Origin of the sequence: Sphingobium ummariense RL-3, assembly GCF_000447205.1 — a bacterium.
GTDB classification, from domain to species: Bacteria; Pseudomonadota; Alphaproteobacteria; order Sphingomonadales; family Sphingomonadaceae; genus Sphingobium; species Sphingobium ummariense.
Genome location: NZ_AUWY01000136.1, coordinates 1 through 25,188 on the forward strand (window position 1 = coordinate 1; position 25,188 = coordinate 25,188).

General features: G+C 64.0%; 20 protein-coding genes, 1 tRNA gene and 1 pseudogene. 14 read left to right on the forward strand and 8 right to left on the reverse strand.

Annotated elements, in window-relative coordinates; all coding sequences use genetic code 11:
• Positions 1–593, reverse strand: a pseudogene (locus M529_RS49555) (hypothetical protein); the annotation flags it as partial.
• Here M529_RS49555 and queF point away from each other — a divergent pair.
• A complete protein-coding gene (queF, locus tag M529_RS46610) occupies positions 592–1,050 on the forward strand; it encodes a preQ(1) synthase (protein ID WP_021320031.1) in 459 nt (152 codons plus the stop codon). The pseudogene M529_RS49555 and the gene queF overlap by 2 nt on opposite strands.
• 173 nt (positions 1,051–1,223) lie before the next feature.
• Positions 1,224–3,869, forward strand: a complete 2,646-nt coding sequence (locus M529_RS46615; RefSeq protein WP_031295774.1) for a M1 family metallopeptidase — start codon at positions 1,224–1,226, stop codon at positions 3,867–3,869.
• 47 nt (positions 3,870–3,916) lie between these two features.
• Here M529_RS46615 and M529_RS46620 read toward each other — a convergent pair whose 3' ends face one another.
• The 5 genes from M529_RS46620 to hspQ form a co-directional block, all read right to left on the reverse strand.
• Complete coding sequence (locus tag M529_RS46620; protein WP_021320033.1) at positions 3,917–4,987, reverse strand: phytase; 1,071 nt, start codon at positions 4,985–4,987, stop codon at positions 3,917–3,919.
• Positions 4,987–7,824 carry a TonB-dependent receptor gene (locus M529_RS46625; RefSeq protein WP_021320034.1) on the reverse strand — a complete coding sequence of 946 codons (2,838 nt, stop codon included), beginning with the start codon at positions 7,822–7,824 and terminating at the stop codon, positions 4,987–4,989. The genes M529_RS46620 and M529_RS46625 overlap by 1 nt, the downstream gene beginning before the upstream one ends.
• Before the next feature lie 164 nt (positions 7,825–7,988).
• The gene (locus M529_RS46630; protein WP_021320035.1) at positions 7,989–9,947 is read right to left on the reverse strand and encodes an OPT family oligopeptide transporter; all 1,959 of its coding nucleotides are present in this window, start codon (positions 9,945–9,947) and stop codon (positions 7,989–7,991) included.
• Positions 9,948–10,035: 88 nt separating this feature from the next.
• Positions 10,036–10,818, reverse strand: coding sequence for a GDSL-type esterase/lipase family protein (locus M529_RS46635; protein WP_021320036.1), 783 nt, complete (start codon positions 10,816–10,818; stop codon positions 10,036–10,038).
• The gene (gene hspQ / locus M529_RS46640; RefSeq protein ID WP_021320037.1) at positions 10,775–11,146 is read right to left on the reverse strand and encodes a heat shock protein HspQ; all 372 of its coding nucleotides are present in this window, start codon (positions 11,144–11,146) and stop codon (positions 10,775–10,777) included. The genes M529_RS46635 and hspQ overlap by 44 nt, the downstream gene beginning before the upstream one ends.
• A 123-nt stretch (positions 11,147–11,269) precedes the next feature.
• On the opposite strand from hspQ, the gene M529_RS46645 reads away from it, so the two are divergent.
• Positions 11,270–11,357: transfer RNA gene (locus M529_RS46645), tRNA-Ser, on the forward strand.
• A 326-nt stretch (positions 11,358–11,683) separates the two neighbouring features.
• On the forward strand, positions 11,684–12,130 hold the full coding sequence (locus tag M529_RS46650) for a helix-turn-helix domain-containing protein (protein WP_201766366.1): 447 nt from the start codon (positions 11,684–11,686) through the stop codon (positions 12,128–12,130).
• Positions 12,131–12,198: 68 nt separating this feature from the next.
• Here M529_RS46650 and M529_RS46655 read toward each other — a convergent pair whose 3' ends face one another.
• Positions 12,199–13,005: an SDR family NAD(P)-dependent oxidoreductase gene (locus M529_RS46655; RefSeq protein ID WP_021320039.1), complete on the reverse strand. Its 807-nt coding sequence runs from the start codon at positions 13,003–13,005 to the stop codon at positions 12,199–12,201.
• A gap of 328 nt (positions 13,006–13,333) precedes the next feature.
• Between M529_RS46655 and M529_RS46660 the strand changes: the two genes are divergently transcribed.
• The 9 genes from M529_RS46660 (at position 13,334) to M529_RS46705 (ending at position 22,619) form a co-directional block, all read left to right on the forward strand.
• Positions 13,334–15,127, forward strand: a complete 1,794-nt coding sequence (locus M529_RS46660) for an acyl-CoA dehydrogenase (protein ID WP_021320040.1) — start codon at positions 13,334–13,336, stop codon at positions 15,125–15,127.
• Between the two features lie 47 nt (positions 15,128–15,174).
• Complete coding sequence (locus M529_RS46665; RefSeq protein WP_021320041.1) at positions 15,175–15,987, forward strand: enoyl-CoA hydratase-related protein; 813 nt, start codon at positions 15,175–15,177, stop codon at positions 15,985–15,987.
• A 1-nt stretch (position 15,988) separates the two neighbouring features.
• Positions 15,989–17,143 (forward strand): alpha/beta hydrolase, encoded by a 1,155-nt coding sequence (locus tag M529_RS46670; RefSeq protein ID WP_021320042.1) that lies wholly within the window; start codon positions 15,989–15,991, stop codon positions 17,141–17,143.
• A 199-nt stretch (positions 17,144–17,342) separates the two neighbouring features.
• Positions 17,343–18,377, forward strand: a complete 1,035-nt coding sequence (locus M529_RS46675) for an alpha/beta hydrolase (RefSeq protein ID WP_031295779.1) — start codon at positions 17,343–17,345, stop codon at positions 18,375–18,377.
• Positions 18,378–18,443: 66 nt separating this feature from the next.
• Positions 18,444–19,241, forward strand: coding sequence for a class II aldolase/adducin family protein (locus tag M529_RS46680; protein WP_031295781.1), 798 nt, complete (start codon positions 18,444–18,446; stop codon positions 19,239–19,241).
• Between the two features lie 32 nt (positions 19,242–19,273).
• A complete protein-coding gene (locus M529_RS46685) occupies positions 19,274–19,873 on the forward strand; it encodes an HD domain-containing protein (RefSeq protein WP_021320045.1) in 600 nt (199 codons plus the stop codon).
• A 20-nt stretch (positions 19,874–19,893) separates the two neighbouring features.
• Positions 19,894–20,745: an alpha/beta fold hydrolase gene (locus M529_RS46690; protein ID WP_021320046.1), complete on the forward strand. Its 852-nt coding sequence runs from the start codon at positions 19,894–19,896 to the stop codon at positions 20,743–20,745.
• A gap of 282 nt (positions 20,746–21,027) precedes the next feature.
• Positions 21,028–22,178, forward strand: a protein-coding gene (locus M529_RS46700; RefSeq protein ID WP_152522519.1) for an IS3 family transposase whose coding sequence is annotated in 2 segments (ribosomal slippage) — positions 21,028–21,280 and positions 21,280–22,178 — 1,152 coding nt in all. Because the reading frame shifts where the segments join, the coding sequence is not laid out codon by codon here.
• A gap of 72 nt (positions 22,179–22,250) precedes the next feature.
• Positions 22,251–22,619 (forward strand): ester cyclase, encoded by a 369-nt coding sequence (locus M529_RS46705; protein ID WP_021320047.1) that lies wholly within the window; start codon positions 22,251–22,253, stop codon positions 22,617–22,619.
• Here the strand turns inward: M529_RS46705 and M529_RS46710 are convergent.
• The gene (locus M529_RS46710; RefSeq protein ID WP_161626388.1) at positions 22,616–23,662 is read right to left on the reverse strand and encodes an AraC family transcriptional regulator; all 1,047 of its coding nucleotides are present in this window, start codon (positions 23,660–23,662) and stop codon (positions 22,616–22,618) included. The two genes, M529_RS46705 and M529_RS46710, sit on opposite strands and share 4 nt — an antisense overlap.
• Before the next feature lie 202 nt (positions 23,663–23,864).
• On the opposite strand from M529_RS46710, the gene M529_RS49875 reads away from it, so the two are divergent.
• Positions 23,865–25,142 carry a TetR family transcriptional regulator gene (locus M529_RS49875; RefSeq protein ID WP_021320049.1) on the forward strand — a complete coding sequence of 426 codons (1,278 nt, stop codon included), beginning with the start codon at positions 23,865–23,867 and terminating at the stop codon, positions 25,140–25,142.
• Positions 25,143–25,188: the final 46 nt, after the last annotated feature.

Genomic DNA, 25,188 nt, shown 5'->3' on the forward strand with positions numbered 1-25,188 from the left:
GGGGTGCCGGGTGCGAGCCGTGTTTCCTCCGCCGGGGCGGGCGGGGGAGCGGTATCGGCCGGAATGGGCTGCGGGTCGGACGCGACGGGCGCGTCCGGCTGGATGGAAGGTGCTGCCCGGCCCTGCGTGCCGTTCTCGCCCGCCGGCTCCTGGGCCTGTGGGGGAGCGGGTTCGGGCGCCGGACGTCGCGGCGCCGCCTGCCGGGGGGCGGGGGCCTGGCGTTGCTGCGGCGCTTCGGCAGCGGGTGGCAGGATAACCGGCGGGGGCACCTGCACCGTAGGCGCGACAGCGGGCCGCTGCGCGGTTCCGGGAACAGGATCGCGATATACGTCCAGCTCGGGTCCCTGGCGTTGCGACGGGCCGGAGGGCTGGGCCTGATCGCGGGGCAGGGTGAAGACAGGCTGCTGCGGTTGGTCTTGCTGCTGCGCAAGGGCGGGGGCCGAGGGCGACAACGCCAGCGCGGCCAGAAGAAGGGCAGGACGGATCCCCATGGGCCAAGCCAAGGCAATGGCGCCGCTGAACGCCCGGTGAACGGCGCTGGCACGCAGCACGGCGATGACTTTATGCGTGCAATGGCGTAGATGGCCCGCCATGACCGATATTCCCCAGCCTCTTCACCTCGGCCGCGCCAGCGCCCTGCCGCAGCGGCCCGAGGACGCCGTCCTTGACTATGTCCCCAATCCCCGCCCGGGCAAGCCCTATCTGGTGCGCTTCACCGCGCCTGAATTCACCTCGCTCTGTCCCGTGACGGGCCAGCCCGACTTCGCGCATCTGGTCATCGACTATGCGCCGGCGGCCACGATCGTTGAATCCAAGTCGCTGAAGCTGTTTCTGGGTGCCTTCCGCAACCATGCCGCCTTCCACGAGGATTGCACCGTCGGCATAGGTGAGCGGCTGTTCGACGAGATGCAGCCGCACTGGCTGCGCATCGGCGGCTACTGGTATCCGCGCGGCGGCATCCCGATCGACGTCTTCTGGCAGTCGGGCGAGCCGCCTGCGGGTCTGTGGCTGCCGCCGCAGGACGTGCCGGGCTATCGCGGGCGGGGCTGAGCCATAGCGGCCTGCAGGAAGCCGCGCGTTTGACCAACGCGCGACAGGGTTCGACGAACGACATTGGCGGCGGAACGCCCCGCTTGACCGGTGAGGCGAAAGCGCCGATTCCCGACGCCATCACGGCGCCGGCGTTTCCGCCGGCGCTTGAGGCTTGTCGGAGTCCCCGTTTCATGTCCCTTGCGAAAATTCTTCCCTTTCTGGTCGCGGCCGCACCGCTCGCGATCACCACGCCCGCGCTCGCCCAGCCCGCCCATTCGGGCCCCGCGGCCGATGTAACGACCCAGCTGCCGCGCGGCGCCGCTCCCAGCCATTATGCGATCACCGTCACGCCCGACGCCGCGAACCTCAAGTTCATGGGCAAGGTGCGGATCGACCTGACCGTGGCACGGCCGATGCCCACGCTGGTTCTGAACGCCGCAGACCTGACCTTCGGCGCGGTGACGCTGACTCCCGCAAAGGGCAAGCCGGTCAAGGGCACCGCGAAGGTCGATGCCGATGCGCAGACGGTCACATTCGACTTCGGCGGACCGTTGGCGGTCGGCGCCTATACGCTCGACATCGATTATGCCGGCATCATCAACACCCAGGCGAACGGCCTGTTCGCGCTCGACTATACCGACAATGCGGGCGCATCCAAGCGCGCGCTCTTCACCCAGTTCGAGGCGCCCGATGCCCGCCGCTTCGTGCCGAGCTTCGACGAGCCGAGCTACAAGGCGACCTTCGACCTCAGCGCCGTGGTGCCGGCCGACCAGCTGGCGGTGGGCAACATGCCGGTCAAGAGCAGCGCGAACACGGCGGGCGGCAAGAAGCTGGTGACGTTCGGCACCACGCCCAAAATGTCGTCCTACCTGCTGTTCTTCGGCCTTGGCGAACTGGACCGCGCCACCAAGATGGCGGGCAGCACCGAGGTCGGCGTCATCACCGGCAAGGGCAACACCGGCAAGGCGCAGCTGGCGCTGGACGCTTCCGCCGCGATCCTGCCCTGGTACAACGACTATTTCGGCGTGCCCTATCCGCTGCCCAAGCTCGACAATGTCGCCGGCCCTGGCCAGAGCCAGTTCTTCAGCGCGATGGAGAATTGGGGCGCGATCTTCACCTTCGAGCGCGCGCTGCTGGTCGATCCGCGCTTCACGTCGGAAAGCACGCGGCGCACGATCTACGGCATCGTCGCGCATGAAATGGCGCACCAGTGGTTCGGCGACCTGGTCACCATGGCTTGGTGGGACGACCTGTGGCTGAACGAGGGCTTCGCGAGCTGGATGGCGACCAAGGTCACCGACAAGCTGAACCCGCAATGGGAGATGCTGCTGTCCCGCGTGGACGGACGCGAGTCGGCGATGAGCCTGGATGCGCTCGCCACCACCCATCCGGTCGTGCAGAAGATCACCACCGTCGACCAGGTGAACCAGGCCTTCGACGCCATCACCTATGAAAAGGGCGAGGCGGTGATCGCGATGCTGGAAGGCTATGCCGGCGAGGACGTCTGGAGGAGCGGTATCCGCGCCTATATGAAGGCGCACGCCTATGGCAACACCGTCACCGACGACCTGTGGAAGGCGGTGGAGGGCGCGGGCGCCAAGGGGCTGGTGTCGATCGCGCACGACTTTACCAGCCAGCCGGGGATTCCGCTGGTGAAGGTGGACAGCGCGCAGTGCCAGGGCGGAAACACCGTTCTCACGCTGTCGCAGGGCGAATTCAGCCGCGACCGGAAGGACAAGACGCCGCTGCGCTGGAACGTCCCCGTGATGGCGCAGACCGTGGGTGGCGCACCGCAGCGGCTGATCCTGCAGGGCAACGGCCAGGTCACGCTGCCGGGTTGCGGCGCCTATGTCGTCAATGCCGGGCAGACGGGCTATTTCCGGTCGCTCTATCCCGAGGCGAACGTCAAGGCGCTGGCGAAGGACTTCACGAAGCTGGCCAGCATCGACCAGAACGGGTTGCTGGCGGACAATTTCCAGCTGGGGCTGGGCGGCTATCAACCGATGGGACTGGCGCTGGACCTGGTGGACGCGGTGCCTGCGACCGCGAGCCCGGCGGTGATGGCGGAGGTGCCGGGCTATCTGAACAGCGTTTACACCATGCTGGAAAGCGACAAGGCGGCGCAGGCGCGCGTGGCCGCCTATGGCTCCGCCAAGCTGACGCCGGTGCTGGCCGGCATCGGCTATGACGCGAAGGCTGGCGAGGGGCCGCAGGTGCCGGTGCTGCGCTCCAGCCTGATCGCGACGCTGGGCGGCATGGGCGACAAGGCGGTGGTGGCGGAGGCGAACAAGCGCTTCGCCGCGCTCGCCTCCAACCCTGCCGCGCTTGACGGACCTCTGCGCAACGTCTGGCTGCGGATCATTGCCGCCAATGCGGACCAGGCGACCTGGGACAGGCTGCGGGCGATGGCGAAGGGGGCCAAGACCGACCTGGAGAAGAGCACGCTTTTCGCCCTGCTCGGCGCGGCGAAGGACGAAGGACTTGCCGCCAAGGCGCTCGACCTCGCCCTGACCGACGAGCCCGGCAAGACGACCAGTGCCGCGATCATCGCACAGGTGGGCGCCGAGCATCCCATGCTGGCGGTCGACTATGTGCTGGCGCACCGGCAGCAATATGAGGCGCTGATCGATGTGTCCGCGCGCAGCCAGGCGCTGGCGCGGCTCGGCGGCGGATCGGCCGACCCGGCGATGGTGACCAAGCTGGATGCCTATGCGAACCAGTATTTGACGCCAGAGTCACGCAAGGTCGTGGATCGCGCCATCGCCGCGATCAAGACGCGGATCGAGACGCGGGCGCGGCTGAAGCCGGCGCTGACGGCCTGGTTCGCCGGCAAGTAAGGGAAAAAGGGCGGTGGAGGGATCCACCGCCCTTTTTTCGAGGTTGCCTATTCGGGCAAGCCCAGCGCTTTCGCGATGTCGTCCCAGGCGACGAGCTTGAAGTTCTGCGCAGCGGCGGCGTTGTGGCCGTCCTGCGCAACGAAGAGGCCATGGGGATAGGTCGGACCGAAATCGCCCAGCATCAGTTCGATGCCGTCGGTCTCCTCCGCTCCGCCGACAGGGCCGTCGACGATGCGGAAGCGGCCGACATAGCTGTCGTCGGTCAGGCGATAGACGACATAGGCATTGTCACCCTGACTGGAAACCAGCACATAGCCGTCCTTTTCGCCAATCGGGGCGATGGCGACACCCTCGGCATCATCGACGAGGTTCTTGCGGTCGACCGCTGCGATTTGCGTCGGGGTGATGGAGCCGCTGACGCGCGCGTCGAAGCGCCAGAGGCCGACATCCTCTTCCGCGACATAGAGGATATGCGTGCGGTCATCGACGGCGCAGCCTTCCGACTGGGTGCCGAGCTTCATCGTGCGGACGATGCGTGCGGTGGGGACGGCGGCGGAGGTGTCCAGCAGAAGCTGGTTTATCGTGCCGTCCTTCAGCACGACGAAGGCGGAAAGCCCTGTGTCGTCGCGACCGAGACAGATGCCATATGCTTCGCCCTTGCCGCCATCCACAGTGCCCAGCGCGGTCAGCTTTGCGCTTGCGGGGTCGAGGCGGAACAGAGCGACCTTCGCATGGGCGACGTCGTTGCGGTCGCTGGCGGCGACGATGATGCCGGTGGCGCCACCGAAGTTCACACCGTCCTTCAGATCGACATTGTTGACCCGGCCCGCGTCGAGGAAGTCGCGCACCTTGCCGTCGAGGCCATAGACATAGAGCCCGGCCTTCTTGTCGGTGCCCACGATCAGGCTGGCGGCAGGGTCGGCCGCGTTGCGCCAGATCGCCGGGTCGTCGGCGGCGTCGGCGTTGGCGGTGCCGACAGGCGCGGTCTCGCCGCGCGCGGTGACGGTCACGGCCGGGGTCGCATTGGCGATGCGGACCGCGACCGGGATGTCCTTCTCGCCCGCGGCGCAGGCCGACAGGGCGAGAAGGGGAAGGGCAAGAGGCCGGGTAACCCGCATCAGAACTTGACCCGTGCGCCGAATTTCATCGTCCAGCTATATTCCTCGAACTGGAGCAGGTTCCGGCGATCGCCAACGGTGTTGTACGCGAAATATTTGGCGTTGTTGATGTTCACCCACTCATAGAAGACCTGGATATTCTTCGTGACATCATATTTCGCGCTGAGGTCGAGCTGGAAGTGGTTGTCCACGATCCGGTCTTCTGCCGCCACGTCGCCCAGTTCGTCCAGATATTTGGAGCGATAGGTGCCTGCCACGCGCAGCGAGACCGGACCCTTTTCGTAGCCCAGGGCGACGTTGAAGGTATGCTTCGATGCAGCCGGCAGGTCGATCTTGCGCAGGTCGCTGGCGTCGCCGTCGTTCGGCACCTTGCCCGTCGCGTCGGTGTAGGTGTAGTTCGTCTGCACCAGCAGCCCGTCGAGCGGTGCCGGCAGGAAGCGAAGCGGCTGCGCGTAGCTGAGTTCGAGGCCCCAGATTTTGGCGGTGTCGCCGTTGACCGGAATGGTCGCCTCGTCATAGGCGATGCCGCGATATTCGCCCGGCTCGTCCAGGTTCACATCGACGATGAAGTTCTTGACGCTCTTGTAGAAGAAGCCGGCCGACAGGGCGCCGTTGCCGGGCAGATAATATTCGATCCCTGCGTCGAAATTCCATGCCTGATAGGGTTTCAGATCCGGATTGCCGAACTCGCCCTCGCGCTCGTCATCGTCATTCTGTTCGATGGTGAAGTGCGGCGCGAGCTTGGAGAGCTTGGGGCGAACGAGGCTCTTGTAGCCGGCCGCGCGCAGCACCAGGTCGTGCTGCGGTTCCCAGCGGATCGTCAGGCTCGGCAGCCAGTCGCCATAGCTGCGCTTGAACTGGTTGGGAGTGATGAGGATGATGTCTTCGTCAGCGGTCGTGCCGTCGGGCAGGGTGCCGTCTTCCTCGATGGTCGTGACGGTGCTGGCGCGGATGTCGTTCTTGGTGTGCTCGTAGCGCACGCCGCCGATGACCCGAAGCGTGGCGCTGTCCCAGCGGCCAAGCAGATAGCCAGCGGTGATGTCCTCGCTGACCGAATAATCGTCGAGCGTGGAGTCGAGCAGCGTGTCGAACTCGTTGAGTTCGAAGGCGCTCCGGTTCGCGTCGAAGAAGCTGCGGACCGCATGCTTGCCGACTACGGGCGAGATATCGGTGATGCGATAGGTCTGCCGGCCGAGGACGTCGGCGAGGGTCAGATCGTCATTTTCCCAATATTCGGTCTCCAGATTGTAGCTCTTGTCGCGCCACCGCGCCTTGGCGCCGGCCTGAACGGTGAAGGTGCCACCGTCCATCGCGAATTCGTGGCCCAAGTCGAACTTGGCGGCCCATTCCCGGTCGCGGGAGTCGGAAAGCGTAGTCAGTTGCACGCTGTCGAGCTCATATTCCGAGGGATCGGAGAAATCCGCGATCGCGCCGGGGCGACCGCCGACCGAATAGAGCGGCTTGCGCGGGTCAGCGAAGTCGAGGCCGATCGTCAGGCCGCCATCCTCGAACGTCCGTTCGAAATTGCCCGGGTCGATCGATCCGTTCTCCCGCTCGGATGACTTGGCGTAGCTGACCGAATATTTGGCATGCCAGCCGTCGGTGTCTGTCGTGCCGCCCAGCACCAGGCTGCGGATCCGCTGGCGCTCGAAGCGGTCCTTGATGGAGCGCTGGACCGACAGCTCGCCGTCCTCGTCGCTATAATCGATATCGGCGCCGCTGCCCGAAATCTCTCCCGCATCCTCCAGCTTCAGGCTCGTCTCGCGACGATATTCATGATCGTCGAACTGGCTATAGATGCCGCGCGCATAGAGCTTGGTCGAGGCACCGGCGCGAAAGTCGAGGTTGAGGTTGGCGGAGGTGCGGCGCCGTTCGACGTCATAGTCGCGATAGTTCAATTCTTCCGTCGTGATGAGGCCGTCATCCTCGTCCCACCCGTCGGCCTCGACATTGTCGGTCTCGAAGCGGCGCTGATAGTAGGAAATGCCGCCGGATATGCCGAAATTGTCGGATACCCGCTGCGAGAAGTCGACGCTGCCCTTGGGCGTCAGGAATTCCGAATAATTGTTGTAGCTGCCCTCGCCCTTCAGGGTCAGCAGGTTCTTGCTGCGTTCGAAGGCGCTGGTCGTGTTGATCTCGATCGAGGCGCCGATGGTATCGGCGTCCATGTCCGGCGTCAGCGACTTCTTGACCTCGATGGATTCGATGCTGTCGCTGGAGATGACGTCGAGCGCGACCGAGCGGACGTCGCTTTCCGGCGCGGGCAGGCGGACGCCGTTGACCGCGGTCGAGTTTAGCTCCGGATCGAGGCCGCGGACGGAAACGAAGCGCCCCTCGCCCTGGTCGTTCAGGACGTTGATGCCGGGCAGGCGGCGCAGCGATTCGGCGACGTTCTGGTCGGGGAACTGGCCGACCGCGTCGCGGGTCAGCACGCTTTCCACGCCGTCCGCCGCGCGCTGGCGGGACAGGGCGCTGGTCATGTTCGCGACCTGACCGATGACGATGATGGACGCGTCGATGTTGGAACCGATCCGGATGTCGGCATCGACATCGCCGCTTTCGGGAACGGTCACGCTGCGCTGCACGACATCAGCGCCGACATAGCGGGCTTCGATGGTGTAGGTACCGGCCGGAACCTCCGGAAAACGATAGGAACCGTCCTTGCCAGCCTCGGCCACCCGGCCCAGTTCGATGATCCGGAGCTGCGTCGATTGCAGGGCGCGGGTGCCGGTGCCGTCGGTCACGGTGCCGCTGATGGTGCCGGCGAAGGCGGCGGCCGGAGCGGCAAGCGCAAGAATCATGGCTGCACGGCTGGCGCCGCGGAAAAGGCTGGTCATCGGTGGAACTCCCCTGGATCGGCTCGACGGGGAGCGCCGGAAAATGCCGCCCGCCGTCGTTCGCAGGGGCGACTGCCGCTGTTTGTTTACAGGATGATGCCTTGTCCATTACCGTCGGATGACCAATGCATGTCTCTTATGTGACGTTGCATTCCGGCCACAGATCAGAGCGGGTTCGAGGCCTGGCGCCTGAGCCGCAGATAAAGCGCCGCGATCACGCCAGCGAAGACGATCACCGCCAGCGGCACGCTCCAGGGATTCTCGTCCACCAGCGCCAGTGGGGCGTCGCTGTTGGTCGCCGCCACGATGCCGGCGAAGGCCACGCCGAACAGGCTTTCGCCGACGATGAAGCCGGTCGCCATCAGCACGCCCATGCGCTCGGCGAAATCGGGGTTCGCCTGCCGCATCGCCCAGCGGTTGTAGAAATGGCCGACCACCGCGCCGACCGGGATCAGCAGAGTCAGCGCCATCGGCAGATAGATGCCCATGCCGACCGCAAGCGGCGGCAGGCGCAGCTTGCCGGCCTTGCCCAGCATCTCGTCAATCGCGATCACGACCGCGCCGATCAGCGCGCCGAAGCCGATGAGATTCCAGTCGAGATCGCCACCCAGCACGCCCTTCGCCAAGGCAGAGATCAGCGCGGCCTGCGGCGCGGGCAGGGCGGTCGCCTTGGCGCCCGGCGCGCCGGCGAAGCCGAAGGCGCTGTTGAGCAGATCCAGCACCGGCGGGATGACCAGCGCGCCGAACAGCACACCCAGCACCAGCGCCAGCTGCTGCTTCCATGGCGTCGCGCCGACGAGCTGGCCGGTCTTCAGATCCTGAAGATTGTCGTTGGAGATGGTGGCGACGCCGAAGACAATCGCGGTGGTGAACAGCGCATAGGCGATCAGCGCCTGGCTCTGCGCCGGATCGCCGCCCGACCCGTAGATCGCCGCGAGGATGAGCGATGCGCCCAGCACCGCGAGGATGCCGACGCCCGAGATCGGGCTGTTCGACGCGCCGATCAGGCCGGCCATATAGCCGCAGACCGAGGCGATGACGACGCCCGCGACCAGGATGTAGGCCAGCGTCAGCGCGATGATCGGGACGGGATTGGCGGCGATCGGCCCGCCCTGCGCGAAGACCCACAGCAGCACGCCGATCGGGAGCAGCGAAGCGAGGATGGTGCCCCCGACGATGCCGATGGGCAGGTCGCGCTCGGTCAGTTCCAGCAGGCTGCCATCGCCCCCCTTGCGCCGCTTTGCCGCCGCCATGGCGGAGCGGATGCCGCTGACGATTGGCCCCAGGATCTTGAGCAGGGTCCAGATCGCCGCGATGCCGATCGTACCCGCGCCGATGAAGCGCGCCTTCATGCGAAAGGCGGTGCCGACGATTTCCGACAGATCGGCGCCCGCGGGCAGGGGCGCGGTGAGCCAGGGGACCAGTCCGATCCAGCTGATCAAAAGGCCGAAGAACATCGCCACGCCGACCGACAGGCCGACAAGATGGCCGACGCCGATCAGGGCCATGGAGAAGCTGGTGGAGAGGGAGGTGGCACCCGCACCGAACTTGAAGAAGGTGGCGGCCTCCTCCGCCAGGATGCGGGTCTTCGCGATGATCGAGAAGGCGGCGGCGGCCAGCGAGCTCATGAGGATGGCGGCAAGGCCGCGCTTGTTCTCCTCCAGCCCCTCGCGCGATCCGGCGCCGACCTTCAGCACCTCGGCCGCCGCGACGCCTTCGGGATAGGGCAGGTCGGAGCCGGTGACGAGCGCGCGGCGCAGCGGCACCGAATACATGACGCCCAATATGCCGCCCAGCGCGATGGTGAAGGCGCTGAGCCAGTAGGGGAAGCCCTGCCACCAGCCGATGATGACCAGGCCCGGCAGCACGAAGATGATCGCCGACAGCGTGCCCGCGGCCGAGGCGATGGTCTGGACGATGTTGTTTTCCAGGATCGTGCCGGTCGCGAAGAGCCGCAGCACCGCCATCGAGATCACGGCGGCCGGGATGGAGGTGGCGAAGGTGAGACCGATCCTGAGGCCGAGATAGACGTTCGCGGCGGTGAAGACGAGCGTGATGAGCCCGCCCAGGATGACGCCCCTGATCGTCAGTTCCGCCATCGGCGTGGCCTTGTCCGTCGTCACCTGCGTCCCCCCTTCGGATTCTGTGTCATGTGCTGGTAATAATGTTGCTTGGATTTGGATCAATCGGAAACTGCCGCTAGTGGCGGGATCAGGAGGCTCCGTTCGTCCCCGCGTCGGCCAGCACGGCCCTGTCCAGATAGCGATCCACTTCCTTCGTCCAGAGCGCATAGCCCCTGGCGTTCATATGCAGCCCGTCCTGCCGGAACAGCGAAGCGTCGGGCAGGCCATCGGGCGCGAGGAGCAGCCTGCCTACATCGAGATAGTCGAACTTCATCGCCCGGGCCCGCGCTGCGACGGTCATGTTGACCGCGGCCATGCGCGGCCAGAGCTGCCAGCGCAGCGGGCTGGGCTTCAGCGAGAGATAGGCGATATGCGCCTTGGGATAATCCGCGCGCAGCTTGCGCAGCAGGGTGAGGACGCCGTTCGCCACTTTCTCGGGCGTGTCGCCCTCAGCAAGGTCGTTTTCCCCCACATAGACGACGACCGAGCGCGGCTTCGCGCGGGGCAGCAGGCGGGAATAGTAATGCAGCACGTCCGGGGTCGTGGCACCGCCGAACCCCCGGTTCACCGTGCCGATGTCGGGGAAGCTGCCATGGATGTTCCACAGGCGGATGCTGGAGCTGCCCAGGAACAGCGTAGCGTCGCGGAGCGGCTCCCCGGACTCATTGGCCTTGGCGAAGGCCTCGATCTCGTTGGAGAAGGGGAAGACGGGATCGGCATTGATACGCGGCGGCGCGTCCTGCGCCGCCAGCGTCGGCGTGGCGAGCGCAAGGCCCAGCAGCGCGGCCGCGAGCGCGCCGTGGGCTGCCCTGCGCGCCTGGAGGCGCTCAGTGCCGGTGGAGCGGCCGCAGCTGATACTTGCCGTCCGCATAGGCTCCGAACATGCCGGTGATGGCGGGGTGGTCGACGGGTTCGCCGCTGTCATCGGTGATCAGGTTCTGCTGGCTGACATAGGCGACATAGCTGGACTCGCCATTTTCGGCGAGCAGATGATAGAAGGGCTGGTGCTTGTCAGGCCGGCGGTCCTCCGGAATGGCCTCATACCATTCCTCGCTGTTGGCGAAGACCGGATCAATGTCGAACACCACGCCGCGGAACCCAAACAGGCGATGCTTGACGATATCGCCGATGCTGAAGCGCGCATGCGCGATGGGAGGAGCCGTGATGCCTTCGCCGAAGAGCTGAATCGTTTGTGCCATGTTGCCAATTTAGGCGACCTGCGCGGCCTTACAAGAAAAATAGCCGCACCTGCTTGGCAAGGCTTCCTTCATCCGCTAATGGCCGCCGCTCGACCGGCCGCTGCACTGCTTCAGGCCTTCTGCGGAGAGGTGGCAGAGTGGTCGAATGCGCCGCACTCGAAATGCGGTTTACGGCAACGTAACGTGGGTTCGAATCCCACCCTCTCCGCCATTTACCTGTTCACCGACATTCGCCCATAACCGCCAAGAGCCGCAGACTTCTGCGGAAAACTGTGGCGTAATGGGTCGCCGATGTTCGTTGTCGTCCACCTGAAAACGCGATAAAATGTGGGTGAAACTGTGGTGGAATGAGGGGGGTGTGGTGGAACCAACCCTAACGAGGTATCCCATGGGGAAACTGACAGCTAACGAAGTCAAATCCTATCACGACGGTTTCCGGAAGAGCGGAATTCCGCATCCAACTAACTCATGGACATCTTATCGAACCCGCCTAGTGAGGCCAGAGGACCATGACTAGCATGTGGATGACTTGGATTGGTGCTCTCAAACAAACGCGAACCGCTCTCTACAAGATGCATTGAAGGCGGGGGAAGGCTGGGGCCTTCGCTCGGACGCGAGCAGCGCTATTACAGCGATTTCGCGCCCAGGCTGGATCATGGCGATGGGGCGGTGCTGAAGGTTCAGCACTGGCTCCAGGCGTCCGGCGCGACCGACGCCCGCCTGTCGAGTATGGCCGCCATAGGTGGACTTGAGAAACGGACTTTGTTGCGCCGTTTTCTAAAGGCGACGGGCCTTCCCACCACCGACTATTGCCAGCGGCTGCGCGTGGCGAACGCGCAGGAATTGCTGCGGTCGAGCGTGCTGCCGATCGACCGGATTGCGTGGGAGGAGGGCTATGCAGACACGTCTTGGTTCCGAAAGCTGTACACCCGCATCGTCGGGCTGACCCCTGGCGAGTATCGGCTGCGCTTCCAGGGGCGATGACGGCTAGATCGTCGGGACGCGCAAACGCATCGGCCGGCTTGGGATGCCTCGGGCGGGGGGGAGCGGACTTACTTCCGCAGGCCATAGCGCGCGGCGGGTTCTGCGTTGAACATCGATTGCAGCAGCGTTCCGCTTGCGCTGTCATAGGCTTCGAGGAGAGACGTGTCCGCCAGCGACGGCGCGATCACGGGTTCGCCCTGCTCCAGGCCCGCCATGACGGCATCGACGCAATCTTCGGTTGTCATGACGATGGCATCGGGCAGCGGGTCCAGTTCGGCGCCCCCGGCCACGTCCCATCCTTCGGAAACCACGGCGCCGGGTAGGACCAGCCGGACATTGACGCCCGTGCCTTCGACTTCATTCTGGAGATATTTGGTCAGGAGATAGACGTAAGCCTTGGTGGAGGCATAAACCGGAATGCCGATGCCGGGGAAGGGCGCGAAGCCCGCGCCCGAGCCGATGTTGATGAGCGTGCCGGCACCCCGATCCGTAAAGCGCACCAGCGCGGCTTTGGACAGGGTCGTTAGCGCCGTGACGTTGAGGGCGATCATGTTGGCGATGACATCGTCGGGCGTTTCGACCAGCGTCTTGATCGTCGAAAAGCCGGCATTGTTCACCAGGAACGACACCGAAGGGTCGCCGGAAATACGCTCCGAGACGGCGGCGACGCCAGCGGGATCGGAAAGGTCGGCGACCAGAACGTCGGCGCGCGCCGAAAAGCGGCTTTCCAGATCGGCCTCGATGGCGCGAAGCCGGTCTTCACGCCGCGCGACGAGCACGAGGTCGTAGCCGCGCGCGGCGAGACGATCGGCGAACAGCTTGCCGATACCCGAAGAAGCCCCGGTAACGATCGCGGTGCCAAGATTCCCAGACAAATCAGTTTCCTTTAGCATGTGGAGAGGAGCCGATCGGGCGAATACCCAATGTTATGCGTCGCAATATGCTACCGATCTGTGCGGGGCCATGACCAATCGCCTCATGAAGCGGGTGACATATGTGCTCACGCCCGCGCGTGGCGGCGGGCAGACAAATATTCCCTACTCTCTCCTGCGCTTAAGCCGTCCTGGCCGCGCGTGCAGGCGCTGGTGGGTTGAGCGTGATTGCGACGTTTGGGCTGCATCAAACCGTCCTAGCCGCCACGCCGGAAAGCTCCCAAGGCACAATCGCGCGCGTTAGCGCACCGCTTGGCCCTCAGGAGTTACCGTGAGCACCATCGTCGATCGTCACAATCTCGACTTTCTGTTGTTCGACATGTTCGATCTGGAAAAGGCGCATGCGTCCGGTCCCTTCGAGGGGCAGGACCGGGAGCTGATTTCCCAGCTTCTGGATACGGCGCAGCGCATCGCCGAGGCCGAATATCTGCCGACCGCCGCTTCGCTCGACGCCGTTCCGCCGACATTCGAGAATGGCAAGGCGGTGATGCCGGCCTATGTCGGCCGTGCGCTGAAGGCCTATAGCGACGCGGGCCTGTCGGCGCAGAGCTTTCCGGTGGAATTTGGCGGGCTGGGCATATCGCACACGGTCAGCATGACCGTGAACGGCATGTTCAGCGCCGCCAATATCGCCATCGCCAACTATTTCCTGCTGACCGCTGCGGCGGCACGCCTTTTGCTGGCGTTCGGGACGGAGGAGCAGAAGTCTCGTTACGCTTCGCACATGATCGCGGGACGCTGGATGGGCACGATGTGCCTGTCCGAGCCGCAGGCCGGATCGTCGCTCGCCGACATCACGACACGGGCCGATCCTGCGGGCGACGACGCCTATCATCTGCGCGGAACGAAGATCTGGATTTCGAGCGGCGGCCACAGCATGAGCGAGAATATCGTTCATCTCGTGCTTGCCCGGCTTCCCGATGCACCCGCGGGCGTCAAGGGCATCTCCCTGTTTCTCGTCCCGCAAAAGCGCCTGAATGAAGCGGGCGAACCGGGGGAGGACAATAATGTCACGCTGATCGGCCTGGCGCACAAAATGGGACAGCGCGGAACGACCAATTGCCAGCTCAATTTCGGGGAGGATGGTCCCTCGGTCGGTTATCTGGTCGGCAAGCCCAACCAGGGGCTGCACGCCATGTTCCACATGATGAACGAGGCGCGCATAGGCGTGGGGCATGTCGCGACCATGTCGGGGCTGGTGGGGTATCTCTATTCGCTTCAATATGCGACCCAACGGCTTCAGGGCCGCCGCATCGGCCAGAAAGATCCCGCATCGCCCCAGATACCGCTGATCGAGCATGTCGACATCAGGCGGATGCTGCTGGCGCAGAAGGCGGCGGTCGAAGGAGCGCTTGCGCTCTGCACCTATTGCGCGCTGCTGGTCGATGAGCAGAAGAGGGCGGAGGAGGCGGATCAGGCCGACCTTGCCCTGTTGCTGGAGGTGCTGACGCCGATCGTCAAATCATGGCCCTCCGAACACTGCCTTGAAGCGAACAAATGGGCGATGCAGATATTGGGCGGGGCGGGATATACCAGCGATCATCCGCTGGAGCGCCTGTATCGCGACAATCGCCTGAACCATATTTACGAAGGCACTTATGGCATTCAGGGCATCGATCTTCTGGGACGGAAAGTCCGGCTGGCGGAGGGGCGGGGTCTCGACCTGCTGCTTGAACGGATCGACGCGACGATCGCGGAAGCGGCGCATATTCCCGCGCTGTCGAGCCACGCGGCCTGGCTGGCCGAAGCGGTCGGCTGGGTCAAGGAGGCGACCAGCGCCGCGCTGGCCGAACCCGATCTGGAGCGCAGCCTTGCCAATGCGACGCTCTACCTCGACGCGACGGGGACGGTGGTGATCGGCTGGCTCTGGCTGTGGCAGGCGATCGTCGCTGTCCGCATGGAAGAAGGCGGCGCTGCCAGCAAAGCGTTTTACGAAGCCAAGCGCGCCGCCTGCGACTATTTCTTCCGCTACCAGTTGCCGCGCGCGCAGATCGACTTGGGGCTGGTGAAGACGCTGGACGATACCTGCCTTGCTACCACTCCCGAGCAGCTTAGGGTCGCCTGACGATCCAAGTCTCGGCAGACATGCGCGATAATCAAAAGGAGGATGGCTTGGGACACCGGAATACAGGGACGCCCGATCTGCTGTCGGCAATGGACGAGGGCGTTTTGACGCTGACGCTCAACCGGCCGGAGGCGCGCAATGCGATGAGCGATCCGATGCTGGAGGCGATGGACCGGGAACTCGCATTTGCCGAAAGCAGCAGCGAGGTGCGGTGCGTGGTTCTTCAGGGAAATGGCCGCGCCTTCTGCGCGGGCGGCGACGTGAAGGCGATGGGGGAAAGTCCGCTCACGCCCTCCGCGCTGGACGACCGGGTTGAATATCAGCGCGCCATCCAGCGCGCGACATCGGGCAGGCTGGTCGCAATGGGCAAGCCGAGCTTGGCGGTCATCAACGGTCCCGCTGCGGGCGCGGGCCTTGCGCTGGCGCTGGCGTGCGACCTGCGGATCATGGCGCGCCCGGCGTTTCTGCTGACGGCGTTCGCGAATGTCGCGCTTTCGGGTGATTTCGGCGTCGGATATCTGCTCGCCCGGCTTGTCGGCATGGCGCGGGCGAAAGAGATGATGTTCCTGCCGGAGCGCGTGCCGAGCGAGCGCGCGCTCGATCTGGGGCTGACCAACTGGGTATGCGAAGCCGAGGAACTGGAGGCGCAGGCGGCGCTGATCGCCAAGCGTCTCGCTGCCGGGCCGCCGCAGGCGCTGGCCTATATGAAGGCGCATCTCAACAGCGCGCTGTCCGCCGAGTTCGGCGCTTATATGGACCATGAAGTGCGCTGTCATATCGACTGTTCGCAAACGGCGGACCATCTGGAGGGCGTCAGGGCTTTCGCGGAGAAGCGCGCGCCTGTATTCAGCGCGCGTTGAGGTGGGCAGCGAGCCCGGCGGTCCGGGGTCGATTCCCGACTCCATCCTGCCCAAGGGCATCCGGTCCCGCATCGTCGGCGGTGTCGGCGATCTCGACATGCATATTCTGGAAGCCGGATATGAGGGGAGGGGGCGGCCCGCCATCCTTCTTCTCCACGGCTTTCCCGAACTGGCGTGGTGCTGGCGCAGGGTGATGCCGCTGCTCGCTGCTGCGGGCTATCATGTGATCGCGCCGGACCAGCGGGGATTTGGACGGACCAGCCCGCAGCCGAATGCCTATCTCGCCGATCTGGAGCCTTATGCCACCGGCAATCTGGCGGCGGACATCTTCAACCTGATGGGCGCGCTGGGCCTGTCGTCCGTGGACATGCTGATCGGCCATGACGCGGGTTCGATCGTGGCGGGATTCTGCGCGTTCGCGCGGCCCGACAGGGTGCGCCGGTTGGTGCTTTCCGCGTCGCCCTTCGGCGCTCTCCCGCCCCAGGGGGCCGCGCCTGGCGCGCCCTTCCTCGACCATCCGATCCATGAGGAACTGGCCCGCCTGTCTCGGCCGCGCAAACATTACCAAGCCTATTATTGCGGTCCGGACGCGAATGCCGACATGAGGCATCCGCCGCAGGGGATGCACCCGTTTCTGCGGGGCTATTACCATCAGAAAAGCGCCGATTGGGATGGCAACAGGCCTGGTCCGCTCAAGGGATGGACGGGTGAGGAAATCGCCAGACTGCCGCATTATTACTGCATGCCCGCGCAGAGTGGAATGGAGGAGGTTGCCACCGCGATCATGCCCGATGCGCGGCAGGTGGCCGGCTGCCCATGGCTGAGCGATGCCGATCTGGCGGTCGCCGCCGCCGAATTCGCGCGGACCGGGTTCCAGCCCGCGCTTAACTGGTATCGCAGCGCACTGGCCGAGGGGATGACAGGCCGGGATTTGGCACCCTTCTACGGTCGGCGTCTTGCCATGCCGGTGGCATTCATTGCCGGCAAGGCCGACTGGGGGCCCTATCAGTCGCCAGGATTGTTGGAATCGATGCGGGACGGATTGGCGACGCAGCCGGTTGCCCTCCATTTCATCGAGAGGGCGGGGCACTGGGTGCAGCAGGAGCAACCGGAGCGCTTTGCCGACATCCTGCTTGCTTTCTCCGGGCCGTCATGAGGCTTTGCCGCAAATCGCGACCAGAGGGTTGCGAGGGCTGGTCATTGCCCCGCCGCGTGCCGATGGCATGATCGGGGCAGCATTTCGCGCTGAAAAAGCGGTCCGGTCCCAACATGATTCCATCGCTTCCTGTCCTTCTGCACATGGGTAGAGCGGTGCGCGCGGCGGGCGAAATGCGAAAAAGACGGAGAGGCATAGAATGACTAAGCTCTTGAATGACCATCGGATCGATCCACGGATCAAGGCTGTTTTCGGCGAATATGGCGCGCCGGCCGCGTCCGATCTGCTTACGCGCGAAGAGCTGATCGAATTCATGCACACGCCCGAAGCGCAGGCGGCCGTAGCGGCCGACGCGCAATTTTTTGCGGAAGCCGTGTGCGAAGCGTCTGCGCCGTCCTCCGGCATCATCTATGAAACCAAGACCTTCATTTCGCAGCCCGACGGGAATGAGATCAAGATCCAGTATATCCGCCCCGAAGGCGCGGGCGTCCTGCCCTGCGTCTACTATATGCATGGCGGCGGGATGGCGACCTTGTCCGCCTTCGACCCCAATTATCGGGGATGGGGCAGCATCATCGCAGCGCAGGGCGTAGCGGTCGCCATGGTCGATTTCCGCAACAGCCTGCTGCCGTCTTCCGCGCCTGAAATCGCGCCCTTTCCCGCCGGCCTCAACGACTGTGTTTCCGGGCTGAAATGGGTCCACGCGCATGCGGAGGAGTTGCAGATCGATCCTGACCGGATCACGCTTGCCGGCGAGAGCGGCGGCGGCAATCTGGCGCTGGCGACCGCGCTGAAGCTTAATCGTGACGGCGACATCGGCCTTATCAACGGCGTCTATTCGCTGTGCCCCTTCATCGCAGGGCAGTGGCCGCACCCTGATCATCCGTCATCGCACAATAATGAAGGCATCTTCATCAGCATCGGCAACAATCGCCTGACGCTGGCCTATGGTATCGAGGCGTTCGAGCGGAAAGACCCGCTGGCTTGGCCCATCTTCGCGTCTGAAGACGATCTAAAAGGGCTGCCGCAAACCGTCATCAGTGTGAATGAGTGCGATCCCCTTCATGACGAAGGCGTCGCTTTCTATCGCAAGCTGCTGGCGGCGGGCGTGCCCGCGCGGTGCCGCTCCTTGATCGGGACGGTGCATGCGGTCGAGATTTTGCCGCGATGCGCGCCCGATATCAGCGCCAACACCGCCAACGACATCGCCTATCTCGCGCGGACCGGCAAGTGAGGATGGCTCCGCCCTCTGCCGATGTCGCTGGCTCGCCTTTCGACGGAATTGCTAAAGGAGATTGCAATGGCTGACGGTTCTTGGTCGCCGACACCTTCATTGAAAAGTCAGGTGAGCGAAGCGGAATGGCGGATGCGGGTCGATCTCGCCGCGCTGTATCGGCTCGTGGCTCTGCATGGTTGGGACGATATGGTCTATACCCATATCTCCGCACGGGTGCCGGGGCCGGAAGAGCATTTTCTCATCAACCCCTACGGCATCTTCTTCGAGGAAATGACGGCGTCGTCGCTGGTGAAGATCGATATGGAGGGCAATATCGTTCAGGATACGCCCTACAAGGTCAATGCGGCGGGTTTCACCATCCACTCGGCGATCCATGGCGCGCGGGAGGATGTGAAGTTCGTGATGCATCTTCATACCGATCAGGGCATCGCCGTGTCGGCGCAGAAGGAGGGGTTGCTGCCGCTCAGCCAGACCGCGCTCGCGATCCTGCCCGAGCTTGCCTATCATGACTATGAAGGCATCGCGCTCGATCTGGATGAGCGCGAGCGGCTGGTCGCTGACCTCGGCAACAACGCGGCGATGCTGCTCCGCAATCACGGGACGCTGGCGGTCGGGCTGGATGCGGGGGATTGCTGGCGGACCATGTTCATATTGGAGCGGGCCTGCAAGATTCAGGTCATGGCGCTGACCGCAGGACGCGACGGCGTGTTGATCGCGCCGGAAGAAGCGCAGGATACCGTTGCCCGTCAAATGGCGGCGCGTGGCCCGCTCCGGCTGGAGGGCGGCCAGTCCGCCTATGAACTGATCTGGCCGGGCTGCCTGCGCCGCCTGCATCGTCAACTGCCGGGCTTCGACGCCTGACTATATTGATGCTCATGCAAGAAAGTCCGACCATGTCCGACACCAAGGAAATCGAAGGCGCCACGACCCATTTCACGCAAATGGCGGATTCCACCAGAGAGGACTGGGCGATCATCGACAGCCATTACAAGCCCTTCCACGCGGGCTTGTCCAACCGGATATTGACGCATCTGAAGTTGCTGGACGGCGACTTCGGTGGCTATCCGGTCGATCGGCTGGAACATAGCGTCCAGTCTGCCACGCGCGCCTATCGGGCGGGGATGGACGAGGAATATGTCGTGTGCGCCCTGCTGCACGACATTGGCGATACGCTGGGTTCGGGCAATCATGCCGATCTCGCGGCCGCGATCCTGAAGCCCTATGTCTCTGAAAAGAACCATTGGATGGTGGAGAAGCACGCCATCTTCCAAGGCTACTATTTCTTCCACCATATCGGCGAAGACCAGCATATGCGGGAGAAGTTCAGGGGCCACCCGCATTTCGAGTACACGGCGGATTTCTGCCACCTCTACGATCAGTCCGCGTTCGATGCCAATTATGAAAGCATGCCGCTCGAAGCGTTCGAGCCGATGGTCCACCGGCTGTTTTCGACGATGCGCTATTCCTTCTACAAAAGCCCGACCGCAGAATAATCGGCCGATAGCAGACAGACATGATCGAAACGCGCTGCGTCAGCCTGAACGACCTTGAATTCACCGTCGACATCGCGGGTCACGAGCATGAGCAGACCGTTCTGCTGCTCCATGGCTTCCCGGAATCGCGCTATATGTGGCATGCCCAGGTCGAGGCGCTGTCGGCGGCGGGCTTTCGGGTCATCGCGCCCGACCAGCGCGGCTATTCCACGGGCGCGCGCCCAGCCGACCAGGATTCCTACCGGGTGGAGTTCATCGTTCAGGATGCGGTCGACCTGATGGAGGCGCTGGACATCCCGAACTTCCATCTGGTGGGACATGACTGGGGCGGGCAGATCGCATGGTTGCTTGCAGCAGCTCATCCGGAGCGGATCCGCACGCTGAGCGTCTTGTCGCGACCGCATCCGGCGGCGTTTGCGCGGGCGATGGCGGAAGACCCGGAACAGCCGGAGCGTTCGCGTCACCACCGCTTCCTGAAGGATGCGGACGCCTATGACCGGATGCGGGTGGACGGACTTCGACCCTTGCGGGAAGCGCTGGAAACCCAATATGTGCCGCCGGAGATCGCAGCCGTTCACATCGCCAAGCTCGCCGAGCCGGGCGGGGTGGAAGGCGCGATCAACTGGTATCGCGCCAGCGGTTTCACGGGCGCGCAGACGCCGGCTATCGACCTGCCCACCCTCTATATCTGGGGCACGCAAGACGCGACGGTCGGGCGCTATGCGGCGGAACTGACGTCCGACTATGTGACCGGACCCTTCCGGTTCGAGATTGTCGAAGGGGCGGGGCATTTCATCGTCGATCAATGCCCCGACTCCGTGTCGAGCTTGTTGCTGAACCATATCAGGCAAGGCGCGGACAGCCCCGCATGACGAAGGCGTCCGCGTCTCGGATGTTTGACCCCACGGTTTGATGGTGCGATCCCTTCGTCGGAATGGAAGGACGCACCCGCAGGCTTTGGTCGCGACGCTGCGCCGGGCGCCGCGGATCAACCCCAAGACGGTGGCGAAATGGTGTAAGCGGAGAAGGCGATGGTGGTCGTGTTTCGCCGCCGCACGCGTGAACCGTAGACGGGATTGAAGACAGGAGCTGTGACGTGAGCCCCTGAAATGTGACCGATTTTAGGTAGAGTCCGACGAAAGGAGTCGGACGGAATGAAGCGCAGCAGGTTCAGCGAAGAGCAGATCATCGCGATCTTGAAGGAGCAGGAGGCTGGCATGGCGACGGCAGATGTGTGCCGGCGTCACGGGATCAGCTCTGCGACGTTCTACAAATGGAAGTCGAAATATGGCGGGCTAGAGGTGTCGGAGGCCCGGCGCCTGCGGACGCTGGAGGAGGAGAACTCCCGGCTGAAGAAGCTACTGGCCGAGGCGATGCTCGACAATGTCGTATTGAAGGATCTGGCGTCAAAAAAATGGTGACGCCCGGCGCGAAGCGGGAAGCGGTCGCCCATGCTCGTGAACATCACGGGCTGAGCGAGCGTCGGGCGTGCAGTCTGGTTGGCGTGAGCCGCAGGGTGATCCGGTATCAACCGACAAGGGTTGATGATGCGCCCTTGCGGGCGCGGTTGCGTGAGCTGGCGGCGGAACGCCGCCGGTTCGGCTACCGTCGCCTGGGCTATCTTCTGGCGCGAGAGGGTATGACGCCCAACCACAAGAAGCTGCGGCGCATCTACCGCGAGGAGAACCTGCGCGTGCGCCGTCGTGGTGGCCGTAAGCGGGCCTTGGGCACGCGAGCGCCGATGCTGTTGCCGGACGGGCCGAACCAGCGCTGGTCGCTGGACTTCGTCTCCGACACGCTGACGTGCAGCCGTCGCTTTCGCATCCTGTGCGTGGTCGATGATTACACGCGGGAATGCCTCGCGCTGGTGGCCGACACGTCGCTGTCGGGCGTGCGGGTCGCGCGGGAGCTGACGCGGCTGATCGGACTGCGCGGCAAGCCGCATACGGTGGTCAGCGACAACGGCACCGAACTGACCTCGTCGGCCATCCTGCGCTGGTCGCAAGAGCGTCGGGTCGAGTGGCATTACATCGCGCCGGGCAAGCCGATGCAGAACGGCTTCGTCGAGAGCTTCAACGGCCGGCTGCGCGACGAGTGCCTCAATGAGACGCTGTTCACCTCACTGGCGCATGCCCGCTTTGTGCTCGACGCTTGGCAGCACGACTACAACCACGTCAGGCCGCACTCGAAACTGGGCGGGAAGACCCCTGCTGAGATCGCCGGCCAACCTGTCTGGGGGCATGCCCCCAGACAGGTTGCCATCACCTCAACCAACCATCATGAAGGAGCGAGACTCTACCTCTGAATGGTAACAATCAGGGGCTCACGTCAGCGTCTAAAAATGAATGGGTCGTCACAAGAAATAGCGACAGTCAGCATGTATAAGCAATATATCGCCTGCCTTAATGCCCGTGCCTGGAACGAGCTTGGCGAATTCGTGGCTGCCGATGTGGTCCACAATGAGCGCCCGCTCGGGGTCTATGGCTATCGGGCCATGCTTGAAGAGAATGTCCGAGACATCCCGGACCTTTATTTCAACGCCGATATCGATGTGGCGAATGCCAGTCATGTCGCCTCACGGCTTCGTTTCGACTGCACGCCTGCGCAAGAGTTTCTTGGCGTTCCAGTCAACGGACGGCGCGTCGTGTTTCACGAACATGCTTTTTACACTTTGCGAGCTGGCAAGATCGCAGAAGTTTTCTCGGTCATCGATAAGACAGCAGTTGAAGCGCAGGTGAGGCGCTAGCTATCGCACAGGCGGCGTTGGAGGCGGTAGGCCGTCGGCGACATGCCGAGCCAGTCGAAGCAGGCGCGCCAGAGGCTGCGGCGATCCGAAAAGCCGAGATCGAACGCGATGTCGTCCAGATTGGCGTCCGTTGCAAGCAGGGTGCAAAGTTTCCGCATCCGAACTTCCCGCGAGAGCTCGCGGAAGCTCGTTCCTTCCTGCGTGAGCTTGCGCTGCAAGGTTGCCGCGCTCATCCCGAGCTTGCGCGCCGCGACACGCTGACTGGGAATTTCATCCTGCATCAGCACCCGCAATTCCTCCACGATCGAGCTGGACGCCTCCGAATGCATCGAGCGCGGCGACCGTTGCGCGATTTCCATGAAGACGGACGATTCATGGAAGGAGAAGCTCTTGTACCGGCGCACGCCGAGCGGCATGTCGAGAATCCCCTTGGGATAAACCATCGAGACGCCGGTGCCGTGCCGCCAGCAACTGGTCGCCAGTCCTGTCAGCAGCGACTCGTTGCGATCGGCCAGCAGGCTCGACAATCGCGTGCGGACCGGCTCGATCCACTGGCCGGTGCCCCAGACCAGGACGCAGTGAAACACGATCGCGATGAGTTCGGCATAGATTTCCCCGCGTTCGGAAAGATCGTTCATCGCATAGGTGATGTTGATGCCGTCCGAGCCATAGCCGACCGATATCGTCATGCCGGATGGGATGACCTGAACGAACTCGCAGAAGCGCTTCAACCCTTCGCCGACTGAATCCATATGGTTCACTGCGGTGAAGATGACCGTCCAGCTGCCCTTGGGCAAGGGGCGGGGGGTGCAGCCATGGCCCTCATCGTCATATTTATAGACGCCATCGACGCACAGATTCCAGAAATCGACGCGGGAAATGCTCGCCGGCAACTGACCTGCAGCGTCGCACAGCCCGGCTCCCACCATCAGCGCGCGCGCCCGTTCCGGCCCGAAAAATGTTTCGACATAATGTCTGGAGAGCTGTTCGGCGCCGAAATTGCGCGTTGCGGTCGAAAAGAGGACCGAGTGCCTGTCGGGCATCGCGCTGGGCCATGCCTGGGAGCCGAACATTGACGGATAGCCGCTCGATTCCTGAACTCGGCAGAGGTTCGCTTTCATATCCAGCCTCTCTCATGTCGGCCCGTCGTTGCGAGGCCAGTCCTTGACATAATTTGTACTATAGGACAAAAAATGGTTCAAGGCAATGCCTGCCGCCTGTGGCTTAGGAGAGGATAGTTCCGCGTTGGCCGTCGCCCGTCGCCTTTCGACCATGCCGGATAAGCGCGCGCGGGCGCGTGAGCCGAAGCGCGCGCCGGCGCAGGCGCGGTCGGTCGAAACCCGCAAACGGATCATCGAAGGGGCGATCCTGGTGCTGGCGGAGCGCGGAATTGCGGGAATGACTCACCGGGAAATCGCCCGCACCGCAGGCGTTTCGCTTGCATCGACGACCTACCATTTCGCCAGCAAGTTCGACATATTGGCGGCGGCATCCCAGGAAATGCTGGATCATGACACGCTTCTTCTTCCCAGCGATGATGCCGCCGGGTCGAGCGAGGGGGCAGGGGCGGGATGCCCGCGATCCTGGCTTATCGCCTTTCTTGCCAAGGTTGCCGGGGAGCAGCGCGTGCGTGGGGCGTGCTGGACCGAAATCATGCTGGACGCGCCGCGCCACCCGGAATCCCTCGCGCTGGCTCGCCGCTGGTTCGCCGCCGCGACCAAAGTCTGGAGCGAATGGGCGGCCACCTCAGGGGATGGCGACAGCGATCTTACCGCGCGATCTTATGGTGACGTAACGATCGGGCTTCTCCTTTTCGTGCTCGTTCTCCGCCCGACCGAAGAGGATTTGAAGGCGGTGTTCGATGGCGGTGAAGACCCTCTCGACCGGTGGGGCCATGGGCAGAAGGTTGCCCCCGCCAAACCCGCCCGACAGAGCGGCAAGTCGGCGGTGACGCGCGAAGCGATATTGCGGGCGACGCTCGACGAACTGGTTTCCAAGGGCCAGACGGCGATCGGGCTGAAGGCGATGGCGAGCAAGGCGGGACTTTCCCCGTCTGCGGCCTTTTACCACTTCCCCACGACCGCCAGCCTGATCGAAACCGCCCAGCATCGCCTGTTTGAAAATGCGAAGGATCGCTACCGCATCGTCGCGTCGATGGAGCGTGGAGTAGAGAGCCTGGAAAGGCTGATCGATCGAACGAGCGTCATCTTCTTTCGCGAGGCGACGGAATATGCGCTGGAAAGCCTCGCCATCTATCGGGTCTGGCTCGAGGCCAGCCGTCAGCCGTCGCTGCAATCCGCGATCTGGGCCGACATTGCGGACCAGCACAGCGCCTGGCGGCGCCTTTTGACGCCGATCTCCTCGTCGCTGCGCCCGCTTGATCCGCTGCTGTCCCAGGCGCTGTTCACGGGAAAGCTGATCCGGCTGGTGGCGAGCGGATCGCGGACGGAGGATCTCGCCCATGTACGCCGGGAGTTCGCCCATGATCTGGGGATGATCTCCTCCGGCCGGTTCTGGCTGTAAGACGATCGATCGAATTGCGATTTCCGCCTTGCGGCAAATTGCGACA